The organism is Burkholderia sp. MS455 (assembly GCF_016899445.1).
In the GTDB taxonomy this organism is placed as follows: Bacteria; Pseudomonadota; Gammaproteobacteria; order Burkholderiales; family Burkholderiaceae; genus Burkholderia; species Burkholderia pyrrocinia_C.
Genome location: NZ_CP041777.1, coordinates 657,687 through 669,522 on the forward strand (window position 1 = coordinate 657,687; position 11,836 = coordinate 669,522).

General features: G+C 71.1%; 5 protein-coding genes. All 5 read left to right on the forward strand.

The genetic code is table 11. From position 1 onward, the window contains the following. The first annotated feature begins 20 nt into the window (after positions 1–20). The 5 genes from FPJ27_RS02630 (at position 21) to glgX (ending at position 11,834) form a co-directional block, all read left to right on the forward strand. The gene (locus FPJ27_RS02630) at positions 21–509 is read left to right on the forward strand and encodes a phage protein NinX family protein (protein WP_204420753.1); all 489 of its coding nucleotides are present in this window, start codon (positions 21–23) and stop codon (positions 507–509) included. A gap of 151 nt (positions 510–660) precedes the next feature. Further along, positions 661–4,053, forward strand: a complete 3,393-nt coding sequence (locus tag FPJ27_RS02635; RefSeq protein WP_204420754.1) for a maltotransferase domain-containing protein — start codon at positions 661–663, stop codon at positions 4,051–4,053. Further along, complete coding sequence (gene treS, locus FPJ27_RS02640; protein ID WP_204421251.1) at positions 4,053–7,481, forward strand: maltose alpha-D-glucosyltransferase; 3,429 nt, start codon at positions 4,053–4,055, stop codon at positions 7,479–7,481. Before FPJ27_RS02635 ends, treS begins: the two co-directional genes overlap by 1 nt. Continuing rightward, positions 7,478–9,685, forward strand: a complete 2,208-nt coding sequence (gene glgB / locus FPJ27_RS02645; protein ID WP_204420755.1) for a 1,4-alpha-glucan branching protein GlgB — start codon at positions 7,478–7,480, stop codon at positions 9,683–9,685. Before treS ends, glgB begins: the two co-directional genes overlap by 4 nt. Positions 9,686–9,719: 34 nt before the next feature. Next, complete coding sequence (glgX, locus tag FPJ27_RS02650; RefSeq protein ID WP_204420756.1) at positions 9,720–11,834, forward strand: glycogen debranching protein GlgX; 2,115 nt, start codon at positions 9,720–9,722, stop codon at positions 11,832–11,834. Positions 11,835–11,836: the final 2 nt, after the last annotated feature.

The window sequence follows — 11,836 nt, forward strand, 5'->3', positions numbered from 1 at the left end:
CGGTCCAGCGGAGCTTGCCCATGCGAACCGACGCACTCGGCGGAAAGGATCTCGACTACTGGTGCGCACGCGCGTTGTGCGCGGATGACGAAGACACGCTGCGTTTCACGTCCGTCGCGCCGGCGGTCGTCGTGACGGCCGCCTGCGACGCATTGAGGCGCCTCGACGCGCCGTTCGCGCCGTCGGCGTCGTGGGCCGACGCGGGCGCCGTGCTCGATCGCGTCGACGACCTGCGGATCGCACACCACGGCAACAGCGTCGAATGCGACGCGACCTTCATCGACGGCCCGTCCGCCTGCGGCGCGCGTGGCGCCAACGCACGCGTGGCGCTGCTGCGCGCATTCGTGCGCGCGCGCTTCGGCGACGAGGTCGACGCACCGCCGCCGTTCGCGCACCGGATCGAACACGGCGCCATGGCGCGCTACGACCCCGGCATGCCGCTTCCCGAAACGGACGACGATCGCGCCGCGGGCGACAGCACGGATATCCGCTCCATCCCGCGCATGTAAGTGCAAGCGGCAGTACAGCGGTCATGTAAAAACGACAGCCCGCCGGCGCCGGCATCCCGCCTGACCATTGCCGCGCCGGACTCCGCGCGGCAGGCACACGCGTTGCGGCAACCCGGCGTTATCGACCGCCGCCGCCCGCACGCTCCGCGCCATGGACTCCACGCCGACCTTCGCTCCGCATATCTATTTCTGCGACGCCCGCCTCGTCGGGCCGCTCGACGCGTGGGGGCAAACCTGCGCGCATATCGCGGGAATGGGCTTCGATCACGTGCTGGTCGGGTCGTTCTGGGCCGCGAGCGTGGCCGGCTTCCCGCGCCACGTGGCCGATTTCCATCGCCCGGCCCACACGTTCGCGACGCGCGCGAGCGCGCTCGAAACGTTCTCGCGGCTCGCGCAGCTCGCGCACGGCCACGGGCTGCGCATGCTGCTCGAAGTCGTGCCGGACCGCATCGCGCGCGAGAACCCGCTGCGCGCCGCGCATCCGGACTGGTACGTCGAGCGCACGCACGACGATGCGCTGATCGACCCGCGCGGCACCGCGCACGCGCTGGATGTCGTGCACGCCAACCTCGGCGACGATGCGGCGCGCGACGCGCTGTCGGCGTGGTGGTGCGCGCACCTCGCCGCCTTTGCGGACGCGGGCGCGGCCGGCTTCCTGGTCGACGCGCCGCATCATCTGCCGGCGGACTGGTGGCCCGGCTGGCGCGCGGCGCTGCGCCGCGCGCGCCCGGACGCCGCGGTGCTCGCCGGCGTGCCCGGCCATGCACGCGACGCGCTCGCGCAGCTCGAAGCGGCCGGGTTCGATGCGGTGTTCTCGTCGGTGCGCTGGTGGGATCTCCACGCACCGTGGTTCGCCGACGAACACCGGCTGCTGCGGCGCATCGGCTCGCCGATTGCGTTTCCCGATGCGTTCGACGGCCCGCGCCTCGCCGACGACTGGCCCGACGCACCGGACGACACCGTCGCACGCGCGTATCGCCGCGCACTGTGGACGGCCGCGGCCGTCGGCACCGGCTGGCTCGCGCCGATGGGCTTCGAGCGCGGCGTCACGCTGCCGCTGATGTCGCGCGACGCGGATGCCGATCGCTACCGCACCGCGTTCGAGCGCGCGCGCTTCGACCTGTCGGGTGCGATCGCCGATGCGAACGCGTGGCGTCGCGCGACGCCCGTGGCGGCCGCGCGCGGCGAGATCGCGCAGCTGAGCGCGCCCGGCGCCACCGCGACGGTGCTGCTGCGCGGCACGGGGCCGTCGCTCGAACACGACGAAGCGGCACTGCTGATCGCGTTGAATCCCGACCTCGACACGGCGACAACCGTCGATCCCGCCGCGATCCTGCCCGGCGTGCCGGGCAGCTTCACGCGCGTCGTGACGCGGGACGGCGCGCCAACCCACCCGCCTGCCGCGCTCGAAGCCTTCACGCTCGGGCCCGGCGCGCACGCGCTGCTGAATGCCCGGCGCGCCCCGCCCGTCACGACGCGCCCCGACGCCGCACGCGAACGCACGGTGCTGTCGGCCGCGCTCGCGGCCGACCGGATCGCGATCGAGCGCGTCGAGCCGTCGGTCGACGGCGGCCGCTTCGCGGTCAAGCGCGTGATCGGCGAACCGCTCGTCGTGCATGCATCGATCTTCTCCGACGGGCACGCGCATCTCGCGGCCGCGCTCCAGTGGCACGCGGAAGGCGACGACGCCTGGCGTGAAGTGCCGTTCGAAGCCGAACCGAACGACCGCTGGCACGCGCGCATCATGCTCGACCGGGTCGGCCGCCACGCATTTCGCGTGATCGCGTGGCGCGACGACTGGGCGTCGCTCGCCGACGACGTCGCGAAGAAACACGCGGCCGGCCAGGACGTGACGCTCGAACTGCGCGAAGCCCAGCTGCTGCTCGCGACCGCGCTCAAGCTCGCCGATCCGGCCGACGCACGCGCGGTCCCGCACATGGAACGCCTCGTCGCCGAGTTCAGGGACGCGCCGCCCGCCGAACGGCTCGCGCTGCTCGGCGCGCCGTCGCTGGCCGACGCGTTCGCCGCACTGCGCTACCGCCCGTTCGTCACGCACGACGAGACCGTGTATCCGGTCGACGTCGAGCGCCGCGCGGCGCGCTTCTCGAGCTGGTACGAGATGTTCCCGCGCTCGGCGAGCGACGATCCGCATCGGCACGGCACGTTCGACGACGTGATCGCGCAATTGCCGCGCATTCGCGACCTGGGTTTCGACGTGCTGTATTTCCCGCCGATCCACCCGATCGGCACCACCGCGCGCAAGGGCCGCAACAACAGCCTGAAAGCCGGCCCCGACGATGTCGGCAGCCCGTACGCGATCGGCTCGCCCGACGGCGGCCACACGGCCGTGCACCCGCAGCTCGGCACGCTCGAATCGTTCCGCGCGCTGGTCGAGGCCGCGCGCGTTCACGGGCTCGAGATCGCGCTGGATTTCGCGATCCAGTGCTCGCCCGACCACCCGTGGCTGGCCGCGCATCCGGGCTGGTTCGCGTGGCGCCCGGACGGCTCGCTGCGCTATGCGGAAAACCCGCCGAAGCGCTACCAGGACATCGTGAACCCCGATTTCTACGCGCCGGATGCACTGCCCGGCCTGTGGCTCGCGCTGCGCGACGCGGTGCAGTTCTGGGTCGACGCGGGCGTGCGGATCTTCCGCGTCGACAATCCGCACACGAAACCGCTGCCGTTCTGGGCGTGGATGATCGACGACGTGCGCGGCCGGCATCCGGACGTCGTGTTCCTGTCCGAAGCGTTCACGCGGCCGGCGATGATGTATCGGCTCGCGAAGGTCGGCTTCTCGCAGTCGTACACGTACTTCACTTGGCGCGAGACGAAGCGCGAGTTCATCGACTACCTGACCGAGCTGACGGCCGGGCCCGCGCGCGAGTTCTTCCGGCCGAATTTCTTCGTCAACACGCCCGACATCAACCCGCGCCACCTGCAGAACGCGCCGCGCACGCAGTTCGTGATCCGCGCGGCGCTCGCGGCGACGCTGGCCGGTTCATGGGGCATGTACTCGGGTTTCGAGCTCGGCGAATCGGCGCCGCTGCCGGACAGCGAGGAATACGCGAACGCGGAGAAGTACGAGCTGCGCGCGCGCGACTGGAGCCGCGCCGCGCACATCGGCGCCGAAATCGCGCGGCTGAACCGCGCACGGCGCGATCACCCGGCGCTGCAGACGCATCTCGGCCTGACGTTCGCCGACGCGGACAACGACGCCGTGCTCGTGTTCGTCAAGGCGACGCCGGCGTTCGACAGCGTCGTCGTCGTCGCGATCAGCCTCGACCCGTGGCATCCGCAGGCCGCGAACTTCACACTCGACGCGGCGCTGTGGCGCGGCTTCGGGCTCGCCGACGGCGAACCGCTCGACGCGCTCGAACTGGATGCCGCGCACGCGCAGACATGGCGCGGCCATCGCCAGTACGTGTCGCTCGATCCGCACGTACGGCCGTATGCGATCTGGCGGCTCGCGCCGTCTCCGGGCACCGCGCGGGCGGCCGCGCCCGGACCGGACGACGCCCGACGACCTTCGGGAGCCCACGGATGATGAAACGCGAAGATTCCCTCGACGACGTGCGCCGCGCGCAGTTCCCGTCGCTCGCGCCGGCCGGCACGCCGCGCCGGCGCCGCGCGCGCCGCCGCGCGCCCGCGCTCTGTGCGGACGATCCGCTGTGGTACAAGGACGCGATCATCTACCAGGTGCACGTGAAGTCGTTCTACGACTCGAACAACGACGGCATCGGCGATTTCCCCGGCCTGATCGCGAAGCTCGACTACATCGCCGAACTCGGCGTCGACACGATCTGGCTGCTGCCGTTCTACCCGTCGCCGCGCCGCGACGACGGCTACGACATCGCCGACTACCGCGACGTGCATCCCGACTACGGCACGCTCGCCGACGTGCGGCGCTTCATCCGCGAAGCGCATACGCGCGGCATCCGCGTGATCACCGAGCTGGTGATCAACCACACGTCGGACCAGCATCCGTGGTTCCAGCGCGCGCGGCGCGCGAAGCCGGGCTCGATGCACCGCGACTATTACGTGTGGTCCGACACCGACACGAAATACGCGGGCACCCGGATCATCTTCCTCGATACCGAAACATCGAACTGGACGCACGACCCGATCGCCGGCCAGTACTACTGGCACCGCTTCTATTCGCACCAGCCGGACCTGAACTTCGACAACCCGGCCGTCGTGCGCGAGGTGATCCAGGTGATGCGCTTCTGGCTCGATCTCGGCATCGACGGGCTGCGGCTCGACGCGGTGCCCTATCTCGTCGAGCGCGAAGGCACGAACAACGAGAACCTGCCGGAAACGCACGCGATCCTGAAACGGATCCGCGCGACGATCGACGCCGAGTACCCGAACCGGATGCTGCTCGCGGAAGCGAACCAGTGGCCGGAAGACGTGCAGGAATATTTCGGCGACGAGAACGAATGCCACATGGCGTTCCACTTCCCGCTGATGCCGCGCATCTACATGTCGATCGCGAGCGAGGACCGCTTCCCGATCGTCGACATCATGCGGCAGACGCCCGCGCTCGCGCCGAGCAACCAGTGGGCCGTGTTCCTGCGCAACCACGACGAGCTGACGCTCGAGATGGTGACCGATTCGGAGCGCGACCTGCTGTGGCAGACCTATGCGAGCGACCGGCGCGCACGGCTGAACCTCGGCATCCGGCGCCGGCTCGCGCCGCTGATGGAGCGCGACCGGCGCCGCATCGAGCTGATCAACTCGCTGCTGCTGTCGATGCCCGGCACGCCCGTGATCTACTACGGCGACGAGCTCGGCATGGGCGACAACATCCACCTCGGCGACCGCGACGGCGTGCGCACGCCGATGCAGTGGTCGTCGGACCGCAACGGCGGCTTCTCGCGCGCCGACCCCGAACTGCTCGTGCTGCCGCCGGTGATGGGCTCGCTGTACGGCTATGACGCAATCAACGTCGAGGCGCAGACGCGCGACCCGCATTCGCTGCTGAACTGGACGCGCCGCATCCTGTCGACGCGCCGTGCGACGCAGGCGTTCGGGCGCGGCACGATCCGTTTCCTGCGCCCGGAGAACCGCAAGGTGCTGGCGTACCTGCGCGAGCTGGACGGCAGCGATCCGGTGCTGTGCGTCGCGAACCTGTCGCGCGCGTCGCAGGCGGTCGAGCTCGACCTGTCGGAATTCGCGGGCCGCGTGCCGATCGAGATGACGTCGGATTCGCCGTTTCCGCCGATCGGCCAGCTCCCGTATCTCCTCACCTTTCCGCCGTACGGGTTCCTGTGGTTCGAGCTGTCCGGGCACGGCCGCGAGCCGTCGTGGCGGCAGCCGCATGCGGAGCCGCTGCCCGAATACGTGACGCTCGTGATGCGGCGCGGCGACGCGCGGCCGGACGTCGGGCAGCTGCACGCGCTCGCGCACGATGCGCTCGCGTCGTGGCTCGCGCGGCGGCGCTGGTTCGCGTCGAAGGATCGCGCGATCGGCGATGCATGGCTGAACGTCGTCACGCCGGTGCCGGGCGAAGCGTTCCAGTATGCGGAGGCGTGGGTCAGCGCCAGCGACGGCGGCGTCGAGCGCTATATCGTGCCGCTCGCGACGGCCTGGGGCGGCGAGACGTCCCAGCCGCTGTTCGCGCAGCTCGCGCTCGCGCGCGTGCGGCGCGGCCATACGGTCGGCTACCTGACCGATGCGTTCGCACTGCCGTCGTTCGCGCGCGGGATGCTGCGCATGCTGCGCGACGGCGCGACGGTGCCGACCTCCGACGGCGGCCGGCTCGCGTTCCTGCCGGAGAGCGCGCTCGCCGCGCTCGATCCCGGCGACGACGCCGAAGTGCGCTGGCTCGCGGCCGAGCAAAGCAACAGCTCGCTCGTGATCGGCGACGCGATCGTGCTGAAGCTGGTGCGCAAGGTCGCGCACGGCGTGCATCCGGAAGCGGAAATGAGCCGGCACCTGACGCGCATCGGCTATGCGAACACCGCGACGCTCGCGGGCGAGGTCGTGCACGTCGATCCGGACGGCACGCCGCACACGGTCGCGATCCTGCAGCGCTACGTCGACAACCAGGGCGACGCATGGACGCGTTCGTTCGACTTCCTGCGGCGCGCGGTCGACGAGCTCGCGCTGCCGGCCGCCGACGAAGACGAAGCGGCCGAACAGGACGAGGAACCCGAGGCGCTGGTCGGCTATGCGGCGTTCGCGGGCATCGTCGGCACGCGGCTCGGCCAGTTGCACGTCGCGCTCGCGCAGCCGTCCGACGATCCTGCGTTCGCGCCGGAACGCGCGACACCCGATCACGTCGACGGCTGGTGCGTGGACGCGATCGCGTCGTTCGAACGCGCGCTCGACGTGCTGCGCACGCGGCTCGATGCGCTCGATGCGCTCGATGCGCTCGATCCCGCGATGCGCGCATCGGCCGATGCGCTGCTCGCGTCGCGCGACGCCGCCGTGCGCGCGCTCGGGGAACTCGTGCCGCGCACGCTCGACGCGCAATGCACGCGGATTCACGGCGATTTCCACCTCGGACAGGTGCTCGACGTGCAGGGCGATGCGCTGCTGATCGACTTCGAAGGCGAACCGGCGCGCCCGCTCGAACGGCGCCGCGCGAAATCGCATCCGCTGCGCGACGTGGCCGGCTTCCTGCGCTCGCTGTCGTATGTGAGCGCGACCGCGCAATTCGCGATCGAAAAAGCGCCGCCGCAGGCGGCCGGCCGCAAGCGCGCGCTGTTCGACCGGTTCGGGCAGGCCGCCGCCGACCGTTTCGTCGAATGCTATCGCGCGGCCGCCGCGCTCGCGCCCGTACGCTTCGTCGACCCGCGTTATGCCGATCGCCTGCTCGCGCTGTTCCTGATCGACAAGGCGTCGTACGAGCTGTGCTACGAGGCCGCGAACCGGCCCGACTGGCTGAGCGTGCCGGTCAGCGGGCTCGCGGCGCTCGTCGAGCGCCTGCTCGACGACGGCAGCGCGCCCGAACCCGGAGGAACGCGATGACCGACACGCTGTTCGAACAGGCCGACATCGACGCGCTGCTCGCCGGCCGACATCCCGATCCGTTCGCGTGTCTCGGCCCGCACGGGCAGGCCGACCGGATCGTCGTGCGCGCGCTGCTGCCCGGCGCCGAGCGCGTGCGCGCGCTGTCGCCGGACGGCGACGAACTCGGCGCGCTCGCGTGCGTCGACCGCGCCGGCTGCTTCGCCGGCACGATCGCGCACGACGGCGGGGTTCCCCATTACCTGCTCGCGATCGACTGGCCGAACGCGCGGCAGGTGACCGACGACGCGTATGCGTTCGGCACGCTGCTCGACGACGCCGCGCTCGCGCGCTTCGCGGCCGGCGATCCGGCCGCCGTGCTCGACTGCCTGGGCGCGACGCCCGCGCGCATCGACGACACCGATGGCGTGCGCTTCGCGGTATGGGCGCCGAACGCGCAGCGCGTGTCGGTGGTCGGCGATTTCAACGGATGGGACGGCCGCCGCCATCCGATGCGGCTGCGGCGGCCGTCGGGCGTATGGGAGCTGTTCGTGCCGGGCATCGGCGCGGGCGAGCGCTACAAGTACGAGTTGCGCGCGGCCGACGGGCGCGTGCTGCCGCACAAGGCCGATCCGTGCGCGCGCGCGACGGAAGCGCCGCCGCGCACGGCGTCCGTCGTCGCCGATGTCGCGGCGCTCGACGCGTTCGCGTGGCACGACGACGGCTGGATGCACGCGCGGCCGCGCGCCGACCGCTACCGCGCGCCGTGGTCGATCTACGAGGTGCATCCGGAATCGTGGCAGCGCGTGCCCGAGGAGATGGACCGCAGCGCGACGTGGGACGAGCTTGCCGAGCGGCTGATTCCGTACGTGCACGGGATGGGCTTCACGCACGTCGAGTTCATGCCGATCGCCGAATACCCGTTCGGCGGCTCGTGGGGCTATCAGCCGCTCGCGCAGTTCGCGCCGTCCGCGCGCTTCGGGCCGGTCGACGGCTTCGCGCGGTTCATCGACCGCGCGCACGCGGCCGGCATCGGCGTGATCGTCGACTGGGTGCCCGCGCATTTCCCCGACGATCCGCACGGCCTCGCGCAGTTCGACGGCACCGCGCTGTACGAGCATGCCGACCCGCGCGAAGGGCTGCATCCCGACTGGCACACGTGCGTGTTCAACGTCGGGCGCACCGAGGTCGGCGCGTTCCTCGTCGCGTCGGCGCTCGCGTGGGCGCGCCGGTATCACGTCGACGGCATCCGCGTCGACGCGGTCGCGTCGATGCTGTACCGCGACTATTCGCGCAACGAAGGCGAATGGGTGCCGAACATGTACGGCGGGCGCGAGAACCTCGAATCGGTCGCGTTCCTGCGCATGCTGAACGACACGCTGCACGGTGCGGCCGCGCCGCCCGGCGTCGTCACCGTCGCGGAGGAATCGACCGCGTGGCCCGGCGTCACGGCGCCGACCGTCAATGGCGGGCTCGGCTTCGACTTCAAGTGGAACATGGGATGGATGCACGACACGCTCGCGTATCTGCGCGAGGACCCGATCCACCGCCGCTATCACCACGACCGGATGACGTTCGGGCTCATCTACGCGTTCTCCGAGCGCTTCGTGCTGCCGCTGTCGCACGACGAGGTCGTGCACGGCAAGGGCTCGCTCGTCGCGAAGATGCCCGGCGACGCGTGGCAGCGGCTCGCGACGCTGCGCGCGTACTTCGGCTTCATGTGGGCGCATCCCGGCAAGAAGCTGCTGTTCATGGGCAGCGAGTTCGCGCAATGGGCCGAATTCGCGCACGACTCGACGCCGCACTGGGATCTGCTCGACGCGCCCGCGCATCGCGGCGTGCAGCGGCTCGTGCGCGACCTGAACCGCGCGTATGCGGCCGAACCCGCGCTGCATGCGCTCGACTGCTACGCAGCCGGCTTCGCCTGGCTGATCGGCGACGACCGCGACAACAGCGTGTTCGCGTTCGTACGCCGCGACGATGCGGGGCACCTGGTGGTCGCGGTCTGCAACTTCACGCCGGTGCCGCGCACCGGCTACCGCGTCGGGCTGCCGGCGCCCGGCCAATGGCGCGAACGGATGAACACCGATGCCGCATCGTACGGCGGCACCAATGCCGGCAACGACGGCGCCGTATGGGCCGAGGCCGTGCCCGCGCACGGCGAGGCGTGGTCGGCGACGCTGCGCCTGCCGCCGCTCGCGACGCTGTGGCTGAGCCCAGCCTGATTCCCCACCCCTTCGACACGGAGAGTTCCGCCCCATGCCGAGTGCCCTGCCCGCTCGCCTCGAATCCGGCCGCCGCTATCCGCTCGGCGCGACCTGGGACGGCCTCGGGACCAACTTCGCGGTGTTTTCCGCGCACGCGCAGCGCATCCAGCTATGCGTGTTCGATCCGACCGGCCGCAGGGAACTCGCGCGCCTCGACCTGCCCGAATGCACCGACGAGGTGTGGCACGGCTACCTGCCCAACGCGCATCCGGGCACCGTGTACGGATTGCGCGCGGACGGCCCGTACCAGCCGCAGCACGGCCATCGCTTCAATCCGACCAAGCTGCTGCTCGATCCGTACGCGCGCAAGCTGGTCGGCCACTTCCGCTGGTCGGACGCGCTGTTCGGCTATCGCGTGCATTCGAGCCGCGCGGACCTGTCGATGGACCGGCGCGACTCGGCGCCCGCGATGCCGAAATGCGTGGTGGTCGACGAGGCGTTCGACTGGAGCAACGACCGGCGCCCGCGCGTGCCGTGGCGCAGCACGGTGATCTACGAGACGCACGTGCGCGGCGTGTCGATGCGCCGCGCCGGGCTGCGCGCGCCCGAACGCGGCACGTTCTCTGCGTTGGCGCATCCGGCGTTCATCGATCACCTGCTGTCGATCGGCGTGACGACGGTCGAGCTGCTGCCCGTCCACGCGTTCCTGCAGCAGCGCGAACTCGTGAAACGCGGGCTGCGCAACTACTGGGGCTACGACACGGCCGCGTTCTTCGCGCCGGAACCCGCGTATCTCGCGACGCGGCGGCTCGACGAGATGCGCATCGCGATCCGCCAGCTGCATGCGGCCGGCATCGAGGTCGTGCTCGACGTCGTCTACAACCATACTTGCGAAGGCAACGAGCTCGGCCCGACGCTGTCGTGGCGCGGCCTCGACAACGCGAGCTACTACCGGCTCGTGCCGGGCGACCATCGCTTTCATGTCGACGAGACGGGCTGCGGCAACACGCTGAACCTGTCGCACCCGCGCGTCGTGCAGATGGTGATGGATTCGCTGCGCTACTGGGCCACCGCGTTCAACGTCGACGGCTTTCGCTTCGATCTCGGCGTGACGCTCGGCCGCGAGGATCACGGCTTCGATCCCGGCGCGGGATTTTTCGACGCGCTGCGGCAGGACCCGGTGCTCGCGCAGCGCAAGCTGATCACCGAGCCGTGGGATCTCGGCCCCGGCGGCTACCAGCTCGGCCGCCACCCGCCGGGCTTCGCCGAATGGAACGACCGCTTTCGCGACACCGTGCGGCGCTTCTGGCGCGGCGACGCGGGCCAGCGGCCGGAACTTGCCGCGCGGCTCGCGGGATCGGCCGACCTGTTCAACCACCAGCGGCGCCATACGTGGGCATCGGTCAATTTCGTCACCGCGCATGACGGTTTCACGCTCGCCGATCTCGTGTCGTATGCGGACAAGCACAACGACGCGAACGGCGAGGACAACCGCGACGGCCGCGACGACAACTGCAGCGCGAACTGGGGCGCCGAAGGGCCGAGCGACGACGCGGCGATCCGCGACGTGCGCGCGCGCGTCGCGCGCTCGATGCTCGCGACGCTGTTCACCGCGCTCGGCACGCCGATGCTCGTCGCCGGCGACGAGTTCGGCCGCACCCAGCACGGCAACAACAACGCTTACTGCCAGGATAACGAACTGTCGTGGCTCGACTGGGATCTGGCGCGCAGCGACGAAGCCGTGAAGCTGATGCGCTTCGTGTCGCGGCTCGCCGCGCTGCGGCGCATGTACCCGCTGATGTCGGCGCCGCGCTATCCGTCGGGCGATCACGACGGCGCGCCGGGCATGGCCGAGATCGACTGGTTCGACGAACGCGGCGACGTGCTGACCGTGCCCGCGTGGCACGACCGCGAGCGCCGCGCGCTGACGATGCGGCGCGTCGGCGCGGGCCGCACCGGGCGCACCGAGTCGCTGCTCGTGATGCTGAACGCGTCGTCCGAAACGATCACGTTTGCGCCGCCCGCGCCTGTGCTCGCCTACCGCGTGCTGGTCGACACGGCCACGCCGGATGCCGGCCCGCGCGCGTGGCCGGCCGACGGCCTCGACGTCGCCGCGCATGCGGTCGCGGTCGCCGTCGCGGCCGTGCCGCCCGACCCGCCTTCGTGAGG